17 protein-coding genes are annotated in these 18,414 nt (G+C 74.6%); 15 read left to right on the forward strand and 2 right to left on the reverse strand.

Annotation, left to right across the window (positions count from 1 at the left end; translation table 11 throughout):
- The first annotated feature begins 34 nt into the window (after positions 1-34).
- The 6 genes from AA0005_RS14035 (at position 35) to AA0005_RS14060 (ending at position 8,173) form a co-directional block, all read left to right on the forward strand.
- Entirely contained in the window at positions 35-733 is a 699-nt protein-coding gene (locus AA0005_RS14035) for an SOS response-associated peptidase (RefSeq protein ID WP_413450757.1), read from the forward strand.
- A gap of 4 nt (positions 734-737) precedes the next feature.
- Complete coding sequence (locus AA0005_RS14040; protein ID WP_413450758.1) at positions 738-2,180, forward strand: sensor histidine kinase; 1,443 nt, start codon at positions 738-740, stop codon at positions 2,178-2,180.
- A complete protein-coding gene (locus AA0005_RS14045) occupies positions 2,147-2,866 on the forward strand; it encodes a response regulator (protein ID WP_413450759.1) in 720 nt (239 codons plus the stop codon). Before AA0005_RS14040 ends, AA0005_RS14045 begins: the two co-directional genes overlap by 34 nt.
- A gap of 157 nt (positions 2,867-3,023) precedes the next feature.
- On the forward strand, positions 3,024-3,773 hold the full coding sequence (locus AA0005_RS14050) for an ABC transporter ATP-binding protein (protein WP_413450760.1): 750 nt from the start codon (positions 3,024-3,026) through the stop codon (positions 3,771-3,773).
- Complete coding sequence (locus AA0005_RS14055; RefSeq protein WP_413450761.1) at positions 3,773-6,370, forward strand: ABC transporter permease; 2,598 nt, start codon at positions 3,773-3,775, stop codon at positions 6,368-6,370. The genes AA0005_RS14050 and AA0005_RS14055 overlap by 1 nt, the downstream gene beginning before the upstream one ends.
- 171 nt (positions 6,371-6,541) lie before the next feature.
- Positions 6,542-8,173 carry a phosphodiester glycosidase family protein gene (locus AA0005_RS14060; protein WP_413450762.1) on the forward strand — a complete coding sequence of 544 codons (1,632 nt, stop codon included), beginning with the start codon at positions 6,542-6,544 and terminating at the stop codon, positions 8,171-8,173.
- An 11-nt stretch (positions 8,174-8,184) separates the two neighbouring features.
- On the opposite strand, the gene AA0005_RS14065 is transcribed toward AA0005_RS14060, so the two are convergent.
- Positions 8,185-8,598, reverse strand: a complete 414-nt coding sequence (locus AA0005_RS14065; RefSeq protein ID WP_413450763.1) for a hypothetical protein — start codon at positions 8,596-8,598, stop codon at positions 8,185-8,187.
- 199 nt (positions 8,599-8,797) lie between these two features.
- Between AA0005_RS14065 and AA0005_RS14070 the strand changes: the two genes are divergently transcribed.
- Both AA0005_RS14070 and AA0005_RS14075 read left to right on the forward strand, forming a co-directional pair.
- Positions 8,798-9,046 (forward strand): WhiB family transcriptional regulator, encoded by a 249-nt coding sequence (locus AA0005_RS14070; RefSeq protein WP_152192985.1) that lies wholly within the window; start codon positions 8,798-8,800, stop codon positions 9,044-9,046.
- Positions 9,047-9,159: 113 nt separating this feature from the next.
- Positions 9,160-9,768: a DedA family protein gene (locus AA0005_RS14075; RefSeq protein WP_413453100.1), complete on the forward strand. Its 609-nt coding sequence runs from the start codon at positions 9,160-9,162 to the stop codon at positions 9,766-9,768.
- Here AA0005_RS14075 and AA0005_RS14080 read toward each other — a convergent pair.
- Positions 9,765-11,222 carry a sensor histidine kinase gene (locus tag AA0005_RS14080; protein ID WP_413450764.1) on the reverse strand — a complete coding sequence of 486 codons (1,458 nt, stop codon included), beginning with the start codon at positions 11,220-11,222 and terminating at the stop codon, positions 9,765-9,767. The two genes, AA0005_RS14075 and AA0005_RS14080, sit on opposite strands and share 4 nt — an antisense overlap.
- Before the next feature lie 77 nt (positions 11,223-11,299).
- Between AA0005_RS14080 and AA0005_RS14085 the strand changes: the two genes are divergently transcribed.
- The 7 genes from AA0005_RS14085 to AA0005_RS14115 all read left to right on the forward strand — a co-directional run bounded on the left by AA0005_RS14085 (position 11,300) and on the right by AA0005_RS14115 (position 18,401).
- The gene (locus tag AA0005_RS14085) at positions 11,300-11,797 is read left to right on the forward strand and encodes a DUF2505 domain-containing protein (protein ID WP_413450765.1); all 498 of its coding nucleotides are present in this window, start codon (positions 11,300-11,302) and stop codon (positions 11,795-11,797) included.
- 31 nt (positions 11,798-11,828) lie between these two features.
- Positions 11,829-12,800 (forward strand): AAA family ATPase, encoded by a 972-nt coding sequence (locus tag AA0005_RS14090; RefSeq protein ID WP_413450766.1) that lies wholly within the window; start codon positions 11,829-11,831, stop codon positions 12,798-12,800.
- The gene (locus AA0005_RS14095; RefSeq protein WP_413450767.1) at positions 12,797-14,047 is read left to right on the forward strand and encodes a DUF58 domain-containing protein; all 1,251 of its coding nucleotides are present in this window, start codon (positions 12,797-12,799) and stop codon (positions 14,045-14,047) included. The genes AA0005_RS14090 and AA0005_RS14095 overlap by 4 nt, the downstream gene beginning before the upstream one ends.
- Positions 14,044-16,536 (forward strand): DUF3488 and DUF4129 domain-containing transglutaminase family protein, encoded by a 2,493-nt coding sequence (locus AA0005_RS14100; protein WP_413450768.1) that lies wholly within the window; start codon positions 14,044-14,046, stop codon positions 16,534-16,536. Before AA0005_RS14095 ends, AA0005_RS14100 begins: the two co-directional genes overlap by 4 nt.
- A 105-nt stretch (positions 16,537-16,641) precedes the next feature.
- Positions 16,642-17,127 carry an OsmC family protein gene (locus AA0005_RS14105; protein ID WP_413450769.1) on the forward strand — a complete coding sequence of 162 codons (486 nt, stop codon included), beginning with the start codon at positions 16,642-16,644 and terminating at the stop codon, positions 17,125-17,127.
- Positions 17,124-17,831: a hypothetical protein gene (locus AA0005_RS14110; protein WP_413450770.1), complete on the forward strand. Its 708-nt coding sequence runs from the start codon at positions 17,124-17,126 to the stop codon at positions 17,829-17,831. The genes AA0005_RS14105 and AA0005_RS14110 overlap by 4 nt, the downstream gene beginning before the upstream one ends.
- Before the next feature lie 129 nt (positions 17,832-17,960).
- Positions 17,961-18,401 carry an Hsp20/alpha crystallin family protein gene (locus tag AA0005_RS14115; RefSeq protein ID WP_413450771.1) on the forward strand — a complete coding sequence of 147 codons (441 nt, stop codon included), beginning with the start codon at positions 17,961-17,963 and terminating at the stop codon, positions 18,399-18,401.
- Positions 18,402-18,414: the final 13 nt, after the last annotated feature.

An 18,414-nucleotide genomic window follows, 5' to 3' on the forward strand; every position in this document is an offset into this window, starting at 1 on the left:
GCGGGGTGTCGGTACCCCCTGGCACGCTATGACCATGTGCGGACGTTATGCATCCTTCCGTCAGGCCCAGGAGCTCGCTGACGCCTTCGACGTCGCCGAGATCGCCGAGGACGCGATCGGTGTCCACCCCTCCTTCAACGTGGCGCCCACCGACCAGGTGCGGGTCGTCCTCGAGCGCGCGGACGCGGGCCGGGAGATGCACGCCGCGCGCTGGGGCCTGGTCCCGGCCTTCGCGCAGGACCCCAAGATCGGCGTGCGGATGATCAACGCCAGGATCGAGACCGTCGCCGAGAAGAACGCCTTCGCCAAGTCGCTGCGTACCCGCCGCTGCATCCTGCCCGCGGACGGCTACTACGAGTGGCGCAAGAACCCCGACGGCTCGAAGACCCCCCACTTCATCCACCGGGCCGACGCCGCGCCCCTCGCCTTCGCCGGCCTCTACGCCTTCTGGCGCGACCCCAGCAAGGACGAGTCGGACCCGAGCCGCTGGCTGCTGTCCACGACGATCCTCACCCAGCCGGCCCGCTCGCAGCTCGCCGGCATCCACGACCGCGAGCCGGTCGTGCTGCGCCGGGCCGCGGTCGCGCAGTGGCTCGACCCCGCCGTCACCGCGCCCGAGGAGGCGCTCTCCGTGATCGCCCCCGAGCGGCCCCGCATGGAGTTCCACCGGGTGGGCCCGCAGGTCGGCAACGTCCGGGTGGACTCCCCCGCCCTCATCGAACCGGTGGACTGAGCCGGTGAGCACCCCGCCGAGCCCGCCCGGCTCCCCCTGGGGGCTCTACCCCCCGCCGCCCCCGAAGCCCGGCGAGCAGGTCCGCGTCCCCGCGTGGCAGGGCGCCACGCAGCCCACGTTCGCGGGTGTGCCGCGGCCGGCCGAGCCGGTGCTGCGGGGCAGCAGCCGCGTCACCGACCTCTTCGTCGTCCTCGGGCTCGCGGTCTTCGTCACGCTGCCCTCCCTCGTGTCGGCGTCGGCGGCGGGGAACCCCTTCGGTGTCGTCGTCGCCGTCGTGGCCTCGATCGTCATGCCGGCCGCACTCTACTGGCGCCGGTCGCGGCCGGTGGCCTCCGCCGTCGTCGTCTACGCGGCCGCGCTCGTCCACTTCCTTTTCGAGTCACCGCTCATCGTCTCCGACGTCCTCATCTTCGTGGCGCTCTACTCGGTCACCGTCTACGGCCCCGTGTGGGCCGGCCGGGTGGCCCTCGGCAGCGCCATCTTCGGCGGGCTGCTGCTGGCGGGGTGGCTCGCCGGGACGTCCGGCCCGGGCCTCACCGGCGGGGGTCTGTACAGCCTGGTCCTCTCCCTCGAGGACCTCGTCTTCATCGCGATCATCGGCTCGCTCATCGGCGTGGCCGCCCTGTTCGTCTGGGCCATGGGCCTGGTGCGGCGCAGCCGCCTGGCCCACACCGAGACCCTCGCCGAGCGCGCCAAGCGGCTGGAGATCGAGCGCGACCAGCAGGCCCAGATCGCCACGGCCGCCGAGCGCTCCCGCATCGCCCGGGAGATGCACGACGTCGTCGCCCACTCGCTGTCCGTCGTCATCGCCCAGGCCGACGGCGGGCGCTACGCCGCCACCGCCGACCCCGAGGCGGCCGTCCGGGCGCTCACGACGATCAGCGAGACCGGCCGCGCCGCCCTCGCCGACATGCGCAAGATCCTCGGTGTGCTGCGCGCCCCCGGGAACGACGGCCAGCCCGAGACCACCACGCCGCAGCCCATCGACGCCGACCTCGACACGCTCGTCGAGCAGGTGCGGTCCTCCGGTCTCGACGTCTCCCTCGTGCGCGTGGGCCAGGCCCGGCCGCTGCCCCCGGGGCTCGGGCTCACCGTCTACCGCATCTGCCAGGAGGCGCTGACCAACGTCCTCAAGCACGGCGGACCCTCCGCGAGCGCCACGGTCATGCTCCAGTGGGCGCCCCAGCGGCTGTCGATCCAGGTCGACGACACCGGCCGGGGTGCCGCGGCGACGAGCGACGGCGCCGGGCACGGTCTCGTGGGTATGCACGAGCGGGTCGCGCTCTTCGGCGGGACGCTGGAGACCGGCGCCAAGCCCGGCGGCGGGTACCGGGTGCGGGCGGAGATCCCGCTGCCCGGCGCACCACTCCCTGCGCCCGCCGCTCCCACCGGTGCGCCGCTGGCTCCGGCATCATGGCCGCAGCCCCAGCAGAACGGAACCCCGTGAGCACTCCCCCCGAGCCCACCCCCATCCGCGTCGCCCTCGTCGACGACCAGCAGCTCGTCCGCGCCGGCTTCGCGCTCGTCATCAACTCCCAGCCGGACATGGAGGTCGTCGTCGAGGCCTCCGACGGCGCCCAGGCCCTGCGCATGCTCGAGTCCTACGTCGCCGACGTCGTCCTCATGGACGTCCGCATGGCCGGCATGGACGGGCTCACCGCCACCGAGCAGCTGACCTCACGCGGGAACGGCTCGGGCCCGAGGGTCGTCATCCTCACGACCTTCGACCTGGACGAGTACGTCATGCAGGCGATCAAGGCCGGCGCGAGCGGCTTCCTCCTCAAGGACGTCCCGCCCGAGGACATGCTCGACGCCATCCGCACCGTCCACGCCGGCGACGGCGTCATCGCGCCCTCGTCCACCAAGCGGCTCATCGAGCACCTTGCCCAGATCCTGCCCGACGAGCAGAAGGCGCCGCCGGCCGTCCTCGACGGCCTCACCGAGCGCGAGCGCGAGGTCCTCGTCCTCATGGCGCGCGGCCGCAGCAACACCGAGATCGCCGGCGAGCTCTACGTCGCCGAGGCCACGGTCAAGACCCACGTGGGCCGGGTGCTGGCCAAGCTCGGCGCCCGCGACCGCGTCCAGGCGGTCGTCATCGCCTACGAGACCGGTCTCGTCACCCCCGGCTCCTGACGCGGCACCCCGCAGGGCGGAGCCGGCCCACCCGGTGTACGACCACGGGATGACCCCAGAACGGGTCCACGGCACGACGCCGTTCCGGGGGCGGCGCTCGTAGCGTCGGTGACATCACCAGACGCGGCACCCCGCCGCCCCACCGAGGAGACCACCTGTGAGCACTTCCCCCACCCGAGCCGCGGTCCACGCCCGCGCGCTGAGCAAGGTCTACGGCAGCGGCGACGCCGCCGTCCACGCGCTGCGCGGCGTCGACGTCGCCTTCCCCGCCGGCCAGTTCACCGCGATCATGGGCCCCTCCGGCTCGGGCAAGTCCACGCTCATGCACCTGCTCGCCGGGCTCGACTCCGCGAGCGGCGGCCAGGTGGTCCTCGGCGGCACCGAGCTCACCGCCCTGGGCGACACCGAGCTCACCCTGCTGCGCCGCGAGCGCGTCGGCTTCGTCTTCCAGTCCTTCAACCTGCTGCCGATGTTCACCGCCCTGCAGAACATCACCCTGCCCTGCGAGCTCGCCGGCACGACGCCGGACCAGGCCTGGCTCGACACCCTCGTCGACACCCTCGGCCTGCGCGAGCGCCTCACCCACCGGCCCAGCGAGATGTCCGGTGGCCAGCAGCAGCGCGTGGCCATCGCCCGCGCCCTCATCACCCGCCCCGAGGTCGTCTTCGCCGACGAGCCCACCGGCAACCTCGACTCCCGCTCCGGCGCCGAGGTGCTGTCCTTCCTGCGCACCAGTGTGCGCGAGCTCGGGCAGACCGTCGTCATGGTCACCCACGACCCCGCGGCCGCGTCCTACGCCGACAGCGTCGTCCTGCTCGCCGACGGCCGCATCGCCGGCACGATCCAGAGCCCCACCCCCGAGTCGGTCCTCGCCGGCCTCGACGCGCTGCGCACGGTGAACGCCTGATGCTGCGCCTCACCCTCACCCAGATGCGGCGCAGCACCGGCCGCCTGTTCGCCGCCGGGCTGGCGATCATGCTCGGCACCGCCTTCATCGCGGCCACCCTGCTGGGGACCGCGGTCATCCGTGACACGACCTACGGCGCGGTCACCGCCGACATCGCCGACGCGGACGTCGTCGTCCCGGCCGGCGTCGAGCTGGTCACCCCGGAGCAGCTCGACGAGGTGCGGGCGCTGCCGGGCGTCGCCGTCGCCGACGGCCACCTCGCGATCTTCGGCTCGATCGTCTCGGGCGGCCGGCAGGACTGGGCCTCCGTCGAGTCGGTCGGGTCCCCGGGCCTGTCCGGTGCCACGCTCGTCGACGGCGCGCTGCCGACGGCGCAGGGCGAGGCCGCGATCAGCGCCTCCTCCGCCGAGCGGCTGGAGGTCGGACTCGGTGACACGGTGGACATCTCCGCGGACGTCTACCTGCCCGCACCCGCCGGTGCGGAGGAGAGCAACGCCGTCACCGAGGACGAGATCACGGTCGTCGGGCTCCTCCAGGATCCCTCGCCCCTCGTCGGGGGCAGCGCCGCCGTGCTCGTCACCGAGGCGCAGCGTGACGCCTGGGTGGCGGAGACCGACCGCGACCTCGCCTTCGACGAGCTGCTCGTGCGCGCCGCCGACGGCACCACCCCCGAGGCCCTGGCCGCGGACGTCGCCGACGTGCTGCCCGAGGCCACGGTGTTCACGGGCGAGTCCTTCGCCGAGCAGCGGCTCCAGGACCTCACCGGCCAGGCCTACGTGCTCAGCGCCGTCATCCTCGCCTTCGGCGCCCTGGCCATGGTGGTCGCGGCGATCGTCATCACCAACACCTTCCAGGTCCTCGTCGCCCAGCGCACCCACACCCTGGCGCTGCTGCGGGCGGTCGGGGCGACCAAGCGGCAGGTCCGCCGCTCGGTGCTCACCGAGGCGCTCATCCTCGGTGTCGTCGCCGGCGTCGCCGGCCTCCTGCTGGGCACGGGCCTGGCGCAGGGCGCCCTGTGGGTGCTGGGCACCCAGGACCTGCCCTTCGCGGTCCCCGGCAGCGTGACCATCACGGCCGCCGCGGTCATCGTCCCGGTCGTCACGGGCGCGGTCGTCACCGTGCTCGCCGCGCTCTCCCCGGCGCGCGCTGCCACGGTCGTCTCCCCGCTCGCCGCGCTCCGTCCCCCGCAGCCGCCGGACCCGCGCGGCGCCTCGCGCCTGCGGGTCATCGCCTCGATCCTGCTCATCGTCGTCGGTGGCGCCATGGTCGCCGTCGCGCCGGTCCTCTCGGCCTCGGATATCGGCGAGGAGGACGCCCTGCTCGGCGGGCTCACGCTCGGGCTCCTCGGCGGTGTCGTGTCCTTCGCCGGCGTCATGCTCGGCATGGTCTTCGTCGTCCCGTCCGTCGTCCGCGCCCTCGGCGCGGCCACCCGGCGGCTGGGTGGTGGCACCCCGTCCCGGATCGCGACGGCGAACGCCGTCCGCAACCCGCGCCGCACCGCCGCCACGGCCACGGCGCTCGTCATCGGTGTCACCCTCGTCGCGCTCATGTCGACCGGTGCGGTCAGCGCCCGCGCCAGCCTCGACGCGATGCTCCGCAGCGAGTTCCCGGTGGACCTCACCGTCACGTCCAGCGCCTGGGACCCGGAGACGGGCCGGGCCTTGTCCCTCACCGACGCCCAGCGCGAGACGGTCGAGCGCACGGAGAACGTCGCAGAGACCCTGGAGGTCCGCGACGCGGTCGTCATCCTGCAGACCTCCCAGGGCGAGGTCGAGACCTCCGTGAACCTCGTCGACAGGGACGCGGCCGAGGACGTCATGCGCGACGCGTCGACGTTCGAGGGGCTCGAGTCCGACACCCTCCTCGTCGGCTCCAGCTGGGCCAAGTACGTGGGCGTCACCGACGGCCAGGAGCTCGCTCTCGGCGACGCGGAGCTGACCGTCGTCGTCGGCGGCAGCGGTGACTGGGCCTACGCCCCGGCCGAGCTGGGCGAGGCGATCGACCCCGAGGCACCCGTCACCGAGCTGTGGGCGCGCCTGTCCGGCGGCGAGCACAGCGAGACGATCACCGCGGTCACCGACCGCCTGACGGAGGCGCAGTCCGCCGCCGGCGTGGACGACCCCGACGCGATGTACAACACCCCCTACGTCGACGGGCCCGCCGCCCAGCGGGAGATCTTCGAGCAGGTCATCAACACCCTGCTGGCGATCGTCGTCGGGCTGCTCGCCGTCGCCGTCGTCATCGCGCTCATCGGCGTGGCGAACACGCTGTCCCTGTCGGTCATCGAGCGGCGCCGCGAGTCCGCGCTGCTCCGAGCCATGGGCCTGACCCGCGGCCAGCTGCGGCGGATGCTCGCCGTCGAGGGCGTCTTCCTCGCCCTGGCCGGTGTGCTCATCGGCGCGGTTCTCGGGCTGGTGTACGGCTGGGCCGGGACCGCGGTCCTCCTCGGCCCGTCCGGCGAGCTCGAGCTCGCGGTGCCGTGGGCCTACCTCGGCGCGATCGTCGTCGTCGCGCTCCTCGCCGGCCTGGCCGCCTCGGTGCTGCCCGCCCGCAGCGCCGTGCGGACCCCGCCCGTGGCCGCCCTCGCGGCCGAGTAGACCCGTCGGCGCCGGGCTGGAGGGGCCGGTGCCGACGACGACGGACCCCGCCACGCCCCCCACGTGGCGGGGTTCCGTCGTGCTGTGGCGCGGCGGCGGCGGGGCGGTGAGACTGGCGGCGACCGCTTCGCCCGCCGTCCGGCGCCGGACGGCACCGACCGGGAGGCCCCCATGTCCCAGCCCCGCGCCCGGCGCGGCGCCGCCGTCCTCGCCGCGACGACCGCCGCCGTGCTCACCCTGCCGCTCCTCGCCGGCGCCCAGCCGCCCGAGGAGGAGGCCCCCGCCCTGCCCCTGGGCGCCGCCGACCTGCCCGAGGTGCGCGAGACCGAGCAGCTGGCCCCCGGGGTCACGCTCACCCGCATCGTGCGCGGGGAGACGACGGCCACCTACCCGTGGACCGTCGAGGTCTCCGTCCCGGCCGGCTCGGGGTCACCCGACCCGGACGCCCCGGCGACCGCCCTGCGGGACCGCGCGAGCGCCGAGGAGGTCGCCACCGAGCTGCGCGCATTCGGCCTGGACGCCCGGGTGGAGGAGGTCCGCACCGAGCCGGTCGCCGACTTCGCCGGCGGGAGCCTGGGCTGGCGGGTCCGCGTCGGATCCTTCGCCGACCGCGCCGCTGCCGACGCGGCGCGCGAGCAGGTGGTGGCCGCCGGGCACCGCGGCTCCACCCTCTCCACGGCCTGGGACGCCGACGGCGACGACGACCGCGGCCCCTGGCGCATCGACGTCCTCACCGTCGACCCCCGTCACTTCCGCGGTGAGGTGGCCGCCTCCCTCGGGCCCGACGTCGAGCAGCGGGAGACGACGTCGCAGCTGGCCGAGCAGGCCGGTGCGCTCGCGGCCGTCAACGGCGGCTTCTTCGTCCTCGACCCACGCGCCGGCGCACCCGGCGACCCGGCCGGGGTGTCCGTCGTCGACGGCGAGCTCCTCAGCGAGCCGGTCGGCGACCGTCCCGCGCTGCTGCTGCGCCCCGACGCCCGGCGCACGGAGGTCGAGCGGCTGACCTGGGAGGCCGAGCTGCGGGCCGGCGGCACCCGCCTGCCGCTCGACGGCCTCAACCGCGTCCCCGGCCTCGTCCGCAACTGCGGCGGCCTCGACGACCTGCCCACCTCCCTGCCGCTGCACGACGTCACGTGCACCGACCCGGACGAGATCGTCGTCTTCGCCGGCGCCTACGCCGAGCTGACGCCGGCCGGCGAGGGCGTCGAGGTGGTCCTCGACGCGCACGACCGGGTCACCGAGGTCCGCGACGCGCGCGGCGGGCCCGTCCCCGACGGCGGCAGCACCGTCCAGGCCACCGGGGACCTCGCCCCCGTCCTGCGGGCCCTCGCGCCGGAGGGGGAGCGGCTCGACGTGCGGACCTCGCTCACCGACGAGGACGGTCGGACGGTCCACCCGAGCCGCTACCCCGCCGTCGTCAACGGCGGGCCCGAGCTCGTCCGCGACGGCCGGCGGCACGTCACCGCCGCGGCCGACGGCATGGTCCACCCGGACAACCCGAGCTTCTACTACGGCTGGGCGCACAAGCGGAACCCGCGCACCCTCGCGGGCGTGGACGAGCGCGGCCGGCTCGTCCTCGTGACCGCGGACGGACGCAGCACCGATGCGCTGGGCCTGTCGATCCCCGAGGCCGCCGACGTCGCCGTCGGGCTCGGCCTGCGCGAGGCGCTCAACCTCGACGGCGGCGGGTCGACGACGATGGTCGCCGGCGGAGAGCTGCTCACCGTCCCCTCGGACGCGGCCGGTGAGCGCCCGGTCGGCGACGCCGTCCTCGTCCTGCCCGGACGCCCCACCCGCCCCTAAGACTGGGGCGCTCAGACGACGGCGCGGGGCGGGGTGGTCCGGTTCGCCCAGGCCACCGACGGCGGCACGAGCAGCGCGACGGTGACGGCCACGGGCAGCGCGACGAGGAGCGCGCTCACCCACCACACGACCGTCCCGGTCTGCGACAGCCCCGTCGCCAGGACGAGCAGCTGCCAGGTGACGATCGGGCCGCGGCCCCACCGGCGCCGCTGGTGCAGCGCCCGTGCGGCGGCGACGAGCAGGGCTGCGATGCCGAGGAAGATGAGCGCCAGCACCGCCGTGACGACACCACCGGTGGTGCGCCCGCCGAGGACCTCGACGAGCATCCCGACGCTCAGCGCCACGATCGCACCGACCTCGACGAGCACGAGCAGCAGGGCGAGGACGAGGGGCAGCGGGGGGCGCGCGGGGCGGTCGGGGGTCACCCGCCCAGGGTACGTCGGGCGCCCGTGTGACCCGTGACGCTCCTGTGACAAAGACCACGGGGGTTAACCGGGAGTTCACCGTCCCCACCCCCTTGTCGGGCACGTCAGGGCCGTGTGAAGGTTGGTGGCAGTCACGGGCCGCGTTGCGCTTTTCTCGTCAACGATCACGGCCTTCCGCTGCGCCCAAGAAGGAGTTGCCATGGACTGGCGCCACACCGCTGCCTGCCTCAACGAGGACCCCGAGCTCTTCTTCCCCATCGGCAACACCGGGCCCGCGCTCCTCCAGATCGAGGAGGCCAAGGCCGTGTGCCGCCGCTGCCCCGTGGTCGACACCTGCCTCAAGTGGGCACTGGAGAACGGCCAGGACGCCGGCGTGTGGGGCGGGCTCTCGGAGGACGAGCGCCGCGCCCTCAAGCGCCGCACCGCCCGGGCCCGCCGCGCCTCTTGATCCTCACCGCACTGCAGAGCAGGCCCCCGGCGCCCCTGGCGGCACCGGGGGCCTCCTCCGTGTCCGGGGACGGTGGCCTGTTCGGCGGAGTCACCGACTTCGCCGTCAACCTCATGGAGACCCTCGGCGGTCCCGGGGCCGCGATCGCCATCGCGCTGGAGAACCTCTTCCCGCCGGTCCCCAGCGAGGTCATCCTCCCGCTCGCCGGCTTCACCTCCAGCCAGGGTGACCTCTCGCTCGTCGGCGTCATCCTGTGGACGATCCTCGGCTCCGTCGTCGGCGCCCTCGTCCTCTACGGGCTCGGTGCCGCGCTCGGCGTCCGGCGGCTCAAGGCGATCGCCGAGCGGCTGCCGCTCGTCGACGCCGGTGACATCGACGACACCGAGCGCTGGTTCGCCCGTCACGGCACCAAGGCTGTCTTCTTCGGGCGCATGCTGCCGATCTTCCGCAGCCTCATCTCGATCCCGGCGGGCATCGAGCGCATGTCCCTGCCCGTGTTCATCGCGCTCACGACGGCGGGCTCGGCGATCTGGAACACCGTGCTCGTCGGCGCGGGCTACCTGCTCGGGGAGAACTGGCACGTCGTCGAGCAGTACACCGGGATCCTCCAGTGGATCGTCATCGCCGGTGTCGTCGGCGCCGTCGGCTGGTTCGTGTGGAGCCGCACCGGCCGCCGCGGCCGCGAGCGCCAGCGCCGCCGCGAGGAGCGCGCCGCGGACTAGCGGGCGTCGGCGATGTGCGCCCGCACCGCCACCTCGGTGCCGCCCCCGGGGGCCGGACGCCAGTCGATCGTGCCGCCGAGCTCGCCGCGCACGAGCGTCGAGACGATCTGGGTGCCCAGGCCGCTGAGCACGCTGCCCTCGGCCAGGCCCGCGCCGTCGTCGCGGACCGTGACGTCCAGCTGCTCCCCCTCCCGCTGGGCGGTGACGACGACGGTGCCGCCGGTGGGGCCCAGACCGTGCTGGACGGCGTTGGTGACGAGCTCGGTGAGGACGACGGCGAGCGCCGTCGCGTCGTCGGCCGGCACCTGACCGAAGCTGCCCTGCACCTCGGTGCGTACGTGCCCCTCCCCGGCGGCGACGTCGGCGGACAGGCGCAGGACGCGGACGAAGAGGGCGTCGAAGTCGACGATCTCGTCGATGATCTGCGACAGCATGTCGTGGACGAGCGCGATGGTCGAGACCCGGCGGATCGCCTCGCCGAGCGCGTCACGCACCTCCGTGCTGCTCGAGCGGCGCGACTGGAGGCGCAGCACCGCGGCCACCGTCTGGAGGTTGTTCTTCACCCGGTGGTGGATCTCCCGGATGGTCGCGTCCTTGGTGAGCAGCTCGAGCTCCTGGCGGCGCACCTCGGTGACGTCGCGGCACAGGAGCACGGCGCCACGGCGCTGGCCGTTCTCCGTGATGGGGATGGCCCGGAAGGAGACGACGACGCCGTGCGCGTCGATCTCCGAGCGCCACGCGGCCTTGCCGGTCATGACGACGGGCAGCGACTCGTCCACCTGGCTCTGGCCGTCCATGACGTCGGTGACGGCCTCGACGAGGACCTTGCCGGTGAGGTCACCGATGACCCCGAGGCGGTGGAAGCAGGACAGCGCGTTCGGGCTGGCGTAGAGGACCTCACCGTCCAGGCCGAGCCGGAACAGGCCGTCACCCACGCGCGGCGCACCGCGGCGCGAGCCGGTGGGCGAGCCCGGCTGGGGGAACTCGCCGCGGGCGATCATCGCGCAGATCGCGTCGGCCGCCTCGACGTAGTTGAGCTCCAGACGGCTGGAGGTGCGGGTGATGCCGAGGTTGGCCTGCCGGGAGATGACGGCGATGGTGCGGCCCTCGTGGACCACCGGCACCGCGTCCTCGCGCACCGCGTGGGAGCCGATCCAGCGGGGCTCGGTGGCGCGCACCGGCACCTGGCGCTCCATCGCCTGCCGCAGCAGGCGGCGGCGCCCGGCGGGGATGAGCCGGCCGACGACGTCCTCGTAGTAGACGGTCGCCCCGGTGGAGGGGCGGCAGTGCGCGACGATGAGGAAGTCCTCCTCCCCCATGGGGATGCACAGCAGGAGGTCCGCGAAGGAGAGGTCGGAGACGACCTGCCAGTCACCGACGAGCTGGTGGAGCCGTTCGATGCTGTGCGGGTCGAGCCGTGAGCGGTCCTGGATGAGTTCGCTGAGCGTCGACACCCGGCCAGCGTATAGCCCGCCCGTGCGGCGCCGCGGCTCCCGGTTAGGCTAGGACCCCCGGCGACTGAAGGAGCAACGTGCGGTTCGACGCGACGATCGACTACCCCGCCGACGTGGACACGGTGGCCGCGATGCTCGCCGACGAGGAGTTCGTCCGGCGCAAGATCGCCGCCACTGGTGCGCTCGAGTCCACCCAGGAGGTCATCCGCGAGGGTGAGGCCTTCACCGTGACCACCCGGCGGCAGCTGCCCACCGACCAGGTGCCCTCCTCCTTCCGCTCCCTCGTCGGCCAGAGCCTGGACGTGCGGCTCGTCGAGGCCTGGGACGCCCCGGCCGCCGACCGCAGCCGCGCCGGCACCCTGTCCCTCGACATCGTCGGCGCGCCGGTGCGCGTCACCGGCCGCATGCACCTGCGGCCCGCCGCCGGCGGGGGCACGGCCCAGTCCTTCGAGGGCGACATCACCGCCTCCATCCCCTTCTTCGGCAAGCCGATCGAGAAGGCCGCCGCCGGTGCCGTGGACCAGGTCCTCGCCGTCGAGCGCTCCATCGGACTGGACTTCCTCGCGGGCAGATGAGCCGCCCGATCCCCTCCCCGGGGCCGCGTCCATGGGGGAGGATCGGGTGGTGAACGAACTCGAGGAGCTCCAGGAGGTCGCCCACCGGGTGGAGGCCGCCATGGCGAGCGTCATCGCCGGCAAGGACGACGTCGTCCGCACCGTCGTCACCGTCCTGCTCGCCCAGGGCCACCTCCTCGTGGAGGACGTCCCGGGCGTGGGCAAGACGATGCTCGCCAAGGCGCTGGGCCGCAGCATCGACTGCAGCGTCCAGCGCATCCAGTTCACCCCGGACCTGCTGCCCAGCGACGTCACCGGGGTCAGCGTCTTCAACCAGGACGCCCGCACCTTCGAGTTCCGGCCCGGCGCCGTGTTCGCGAACATCGTCGTCGGGGACGAGATCAACCGCGCCTCCCCCAAGACCCAGTCCGCGCTCCTCGAGGCGATGGCCGAGGGCCAGGTGACCGTCGACGCCACCACCTACCGGCTCGAGGAGCCCTTCATGGTGATGGCGACCCAGAACCCCATCGAGATGGAGGGCACCTACCCGCTGCCCGAGGCGCAGCGCGACCGCTTCATGGCGCGCATCGAGATGGGCTACCCCGCCCCCGCGGCCGAGCTCGACATGATCGGGGCGCACTCGCGCACCGACCCGCTCGCCGAGCTGCGGCCGGTGACCGACGCCGTCACCGTCGCCCGCCTGGTGGCCGCGGTCCGCACCCTGTACGCGAGCCCGGCCGTCCTCCAGTACGTCATCGACCTCGCCACCGCCTCGCGGCGCCACCCGCGGCTGCGGCTGGGCGTCTCCCCGCGCGCGGCCCTCCACCTCGTGCGGGCCGCCCGCGCCCACGCGGCCCTCGACGGGCGCAGCTTCGTGCTCCCCGACGACGTCCAACAGCTCGCCGTGCCGGTCCTCGCCCACCGGGTCATCCTGAGCAACGACGCCCAGCTCGCCCGGGAGACACCCGAGCAGGTGCTCGCCGGTCTGCTGGGCGAGGTCCCCGTCCCCGTGGGAGCACGATGAACAGACGCCCGCGCCTCACCGGCCGAGGACAGGTCTTCCTCGCGCTGGGGGTGGTGGTCGTCGCCCTGGGCACGCTGCTCGGCTACCCCGACATCACCCGGGCGGGTGTCCTCGTCACCGGGCTGCCGGTGCTCGCCGTCGTCGTCGGCTGGCGGCCGACGCCTCCGCTGACCCTCCAGCGGCTCGTCGCGCCCACCCTCGTCGCACCCGAGCAGCCGGCCGAGGTCGAGCTCCTCCTGCGCGGGCGCGGGAACCGGCTCAGCCCGCTCCAGGTCGCCGAGGAGCAGGTCGACCCGATCCTCGGCGCCGGCCCCCGCTTCCTGCTCCCGCGCATGGACCCCGGCGAGCGCCACACCGTGCGCTACCGCGTGTCCTCCCCGGTCCGCGGCGCCCACCGCCTCGGGCCGCTGCGCCTCGAGCGGCGCGACCCCTTCGGGATGACGACGGCGACCGTCGAGCTGCCCGGTGAGGGCCGGCTCCTCGTCCTGCCCCGCATCGAGGCGCTGGGACCGGGCCGCGTGCACGGCGGCGGCCTGGGCCGGGAGGGACAGGTCCCCCACATGGTCGCCCTCCACGGCGAGGACGACGTGAGCATCCGCGCCTACCGCGACGGCGACGACCTGCGCCGCGTCCACTGGCCCACCACCGCGCACCGGGGCGAGCTCATGGTGCGCCAGGAGGACCGCCCGGCCCGCCGGCGCGCGGTCCTGCTGCTCGACACCCGGGCCGCCGCCTACGGCGACGCCGCCGAGGCCTTCGAGTGGGCGGTGCGCGCCGTCGCCTCCCTCGCCGTGCACCTCGGGGAGGACGGCTACGCCGTGCACGTCGTCGGCGCCGGTGAGCCGTCCCGCACCGACCTCCTCACCGTCCTGCAGTCCCTCGCCCTCGTCGAGCCGACCGCGCAGGCCCTGACCCGCGACGTCCGCGACGCGCACGCGCTGACGGCGGAGGGCGCCGTCGTCGTCGCGGTCGTCGCCGACCACGACCCCGAGGCCGTCCTCGCCGTCCCCGCCGTCCGCTCCCCCGGCAGCCTCGGCGTGGCCCTCGTCCTCGACACCACGTCCTTCGCCGACGACCCCGAGGTGCGCAGCTGGGCCGACCCCGACGACGGCGACCTCGTCCCCATCTTCACCGCCGCCGGCTGGCGCACCCGCACCGTCCGTGACGGCGACTCCGTCGCCGACGCGTGGGCGGCCGCGGTGCCCCCCACGCCCGGGCGGCGTGCGGACCTCGCGGGGCTGCGATGAACGACCCCTGGGTGGCGGCCTTCCTCCGCGGCCGGTGGCTGGAGTCGGCGCTCGCCGTGACGGCGCTCGTCGCGGTGTCCTGGCCGCTGGGCGCGCTCGTCTCCTCCCGGCCGTGGACCGGCCCGCTGGTGGGGGTGCTGCTCCTCCTCGTCGCCGCCGGCTCGCTCGTGCGCATGGCGCGGGCGCCGCGCTGGCTCGTCCTCCTGTCCCAGGGGCTCGCCCTGCTCAGCGGCCTGGCCGGCTGGGCGGCGCAGTACCGGCCGCCCGACGAGTCGGCGGTCACCGCGATGAGCGAGCTCGTGCGGGAAGGCATCTGGACGATCCAGACCTACGCCGTCCCGGCACCCGCGACCGAGGGCCTCACCTTCGTCGTCCTCGCCTCGATGGCCACCCTCGCGCTCGTCGTCGAGGCGCTCGGGGTGACGCTGCGCGCGGGCGCGCTGGCGGGCGTCCCGCTCCTGCTCGTCTCGGCCGGCGCCGCCTCCGGCACGGGCACCGCGCTCGACCCGCGCTACTTCCTCGTCGGGGCGGCCGCCTGGCTCGTCCTGCTCTCGCAGCAGGGACGTGCGCGGCTGGAGGAGTGGGGCGAGGGACCGGTCGCCGCGGTGAGCGTCGACAGGGTGGCGGCCGCCCGTGGCAACCAGCACCGCCTGGGGGTGACGGCGCGGGTCATGGGGCTGTCCGCGCTCGTCCTCGCCGTCGTCGTGCCCGGTCTGCTGCCGCACCTGCCGCCCACCGTCCTCCTCGACGGCCGCTCGGGCGAGGGCGCGCCGGGGAGCGTGACCTTCACCGAGACCCTCGACCTCGCCCAGGACCTCGGCGACCGCTCGAACGCGCCGGTCATCCGCTACCGCACCGAGGACAGCTCCCCGCCGCCGCTGCGCGTGACGTCGTCGACCCTCTACGCCGACGGCCAGTGGACGCCCTACGGCGCGGCGACCGCCGCCACCGACTACCAGCTCGAGGGGATCCAGTCGTGGACCTCCGCGACCCTCGCGATCTCCGGTGTCGAGGCGACCACCCGGACGATGACCGTCACCCAGAACGGCCTGCGCGACCCGCAGCTGGCGCTGCCCTACCCGACGACGGCGGTCGACCCCGGCGACGTCGAGTGGTGGTGGAGCGGCATGGCCGACGCCGTGCAGGTGGAGTCCGCGCCCGGCAGCTACGAGGCCGAGTACCTCGAGATCGCCCCGCTGACGGCGCTGCCCGACACCGTGGGCGCACCCCCCACACCGCTGGCGGACCGCTACTCGGCCGCGGACCTCGTCACCGAGACCTACGACGACGGCACGGTGCACACCATGGCACCCGACGGGAACACCGTCTCCTTCGCCTTCCCCGACGGCACGGTGCACCGCTACCTCACTGACGGCAGCGCCGAGCTGGAGAGCCCCGACGGGTCGCTGCGCCGCGAGCTGCCCTTCGCCGGGCCCGACGCCCTGGCCATCGACCCCGACTCGTGGTCCGTCGTCCGGCCCCTGGCCGCCGAGCTGGCCGGGGGCCGGACGAACCAGATCGACATCGCCCTGGAGATCCAGCGCTACCTGCGCGGCCCGGAGTTCACCTACTCCCTCACCCTCGCCGACCCCGTCGAGGGGCCCGACGGGCAGCCGCTCGACCCGGTCTCCCACTTCCTGGAGACGAAGCAGGGCTACTGCACCCAGTTCGCCACCGCGATGGTCATGCTGGCGCGCGCGCAGGAGATCCCGGCCCGTCTCGCCGTCGGCTTCCTCCCCGGCTCCCGCGGCCTGGACGGCACGCGGACCGTCGTCGCGTCCGACGCCCACGCCTGGCCCGAGCTCTACATCACCGGGCTCGGCTGGACCCGCTTCGAGCCGACGCCGGGCCAGCGCAGCGGCACCGCGCCCACCTTCGCGACCGAGGGGCAGCAACCGGTGGCCCCCGCCCCGCAGGAGGTGCCGACGGCGGAGGAGCCCACCGTCGCCCCCGCGGTGCCCGACACCGCCGGCGGGCAGGGCGCGACCGCCGAGGAGAGCTGGATTGAGCGCCACGCGCAGGTCATCGGGTGGACCGCCCTGGGCCTGGCCGCCCTCGGCGTCCTCGCCTCGGTGGTCCCGCTCGCCGGTCGCTGGCGCCGGTGGCGCGCCCGCCGCGGGCGCGGCGCCGCGGCGCGGATCGAGGGCGAGTGGGCCGCGCTCGTCGACGGGCTCGCCGACCTCGGGGCCGAGCCGCCGCCCGCTGCCACGCCCCGCGCACTGCGCGACCACTACGTGCGCCAGCTGGAGCCGGACACCCCCACCCGTGACGCGCTCAACCGCGCCACCGACCGCCTCGAGTCCGCCCGCTACGCCGCGCAGCCGCCGGAGCCCGGGACGATGCGCGAGGACGTGCGGCGGGTGGTGGAGTGGCAGCGCGGGCGGGTCTCGCGCCGTCGCCGCCTGCTGGCGGCCCTGCTGCCCGCCAGCGGCCGCACCCAGCTCACCGCCCTCCTCCCCCGCCGCCGAGGAGTCCGGCTCCCGACGTAGGCGCCCCCGGAGAATCCCGCTCTCGGCGCGAGGGGGGCGCCTTCTTGGCGAGAGCTGGATACTCCGCCGGTGTCGGGGTGGCGTGGCCCGTGCCACGATCGGGGCATGACCGACACGACGACACCAGACGAGCCGGCCTCCGTCCCGGAGGAGAACGCCTCCCCCGCGCGCGCCCTGTGGGCCGAGCGCCAGGGCGGCCCGGAGTACATCGCCTACAACGGCCGGGGCGCGACGGTGCGGATCGGCAGCGGTGACGCCGAGGGCGTCTTCTCCCCCGGTGAGCTGCTCAAGATCGCGCTCGCCGCGTGCACCGCCCTGTCGACCGACCACGTGCTGCGCAGCCGGTTGGGGGACGACTTCCCCGCCGTCGTCGGCGTCTCCTCCACGGGCGTCGAGGGCGAGAACCGCTACGGGCACCTCGACGTCGAGCTGCTCCTCGACCTCGCCGAGCTCGACGAGGAGAAGCGGGAGAAGCTCGCCGAGCGGGTCGACCGCACGTCCGGGCGCCAGTGCACGGTGGGCCGCACCCTCAAGGCCGGCGCGACCTACGAGGTCGCCGTGACGCACGAACCGCTGAAGGGGCAGTCATGAGACGCCGCCACCGCACCACCGCCGCTCCGACCGAGGTCGAGCCGGCCGCCAACGCCCTGGAGCGGCGCGTCGAGAAGGCGCTGAGCAAGGGCGCCGGACGCTCCAGGGCGCTCGCCGAGAAGGTGGCCGCCGCCAACCCCGGCGCGTCGCCCGCCGACGTCGTCGCCCTTCTCGAGCGGCGCTACCGCCGCCGGGTGAGCATGCTGAGCGCCGCCGTCGGTCTCACCGCCGCGGTGCCGGGCGTCGGCACCGGGGTGGCAGCGCTGCTCACGACCGCCAACCTCGGCAGCTACCTGCGCGCCAGCACCACCTTCGTCGGGGCGGTCGCGCACGTGCATGGGATCGACGTCGAGGACGTCGCACGCCGGCGCACGCTGCTCCTCTCCGCGCTCCTCGGCGAGGACGGCGCCCGTGCCGTCCACGACGAGCTCGGCGTCAGCACCCTCTACTGGGGCCGCGGGCTGCTCACCCGGTTGCCGCTCGGCACGGTGCGGGCCGTCAACAAGGGGCTCTCCCGGCGGCTCGTGCGCGCGGCCGCGGCCAAGGGCGGCGCCATGATGCTCGGGCGGCTGGCGCCCTTCGGCGTCGGGGCCGTCGTCGGGTGGTTCGTCGGCCGCCGCCTCGCCGCGCAGGTCGTCACCGGCGCCCGCGAAGCCTTCGGGCCAGCACCGGAAACCACCGCGTCTGTGCAGGTCAGCACCTAGGTTGAGCCGAGGCCACTCAACTCTTTCGCCGTCGGTGAACGACGCTGGCACTCTCACCCTCCGAGTGCCAAAATTGAGTCAGCGGCGCCCGGACGGATCGGGCGCCTGACCGAGGAGGAGGTACCCCTGATGGCTCACTTCACCGACCCGTTCCGCGAGATGGACCGCGTGTTCAACACGGTGCTGCGCCAGGCCCCCGCGGCCACGGCGATGCCGCTGGACCTCTACCGGCGCGGTGAGACCTTCGTCGCCCAGATCGATCTGCCGGGTGTCGACCCGTCGACGATCGACATCGACGTCGAGGACCGCACGCTCACCGTCCGCGCCGAGCGCACCAGCATCGACGGCGAGGACGTCCAGTGGCTGTCCCACGAGCGTCCCACCGGCACCTTCGCCCGCCAGCTGGCGCTGGGCACCGGGCTCGCGGTCGACCGCATCGACGCCGACTACGCCGACGGCGTGCTCACCCTGACGATCCCGGTGGCCGAGGAGGCCAAGCCGCGCAAGATCCAGGTCGCGCACACGCCCCGCACCATCGAGCAGAGCGAGAAGGAGCCGGCGAACGCCTGACGCGCCGGACACA

It is taken from the genome of Georgenia phoenicis (assembly GCF_047302425.1).
GTDB lineage: Bacteria > Actinomycetota > Actinomycetes > Actinomycetales > Actinomycetaceae > Oceanitalea.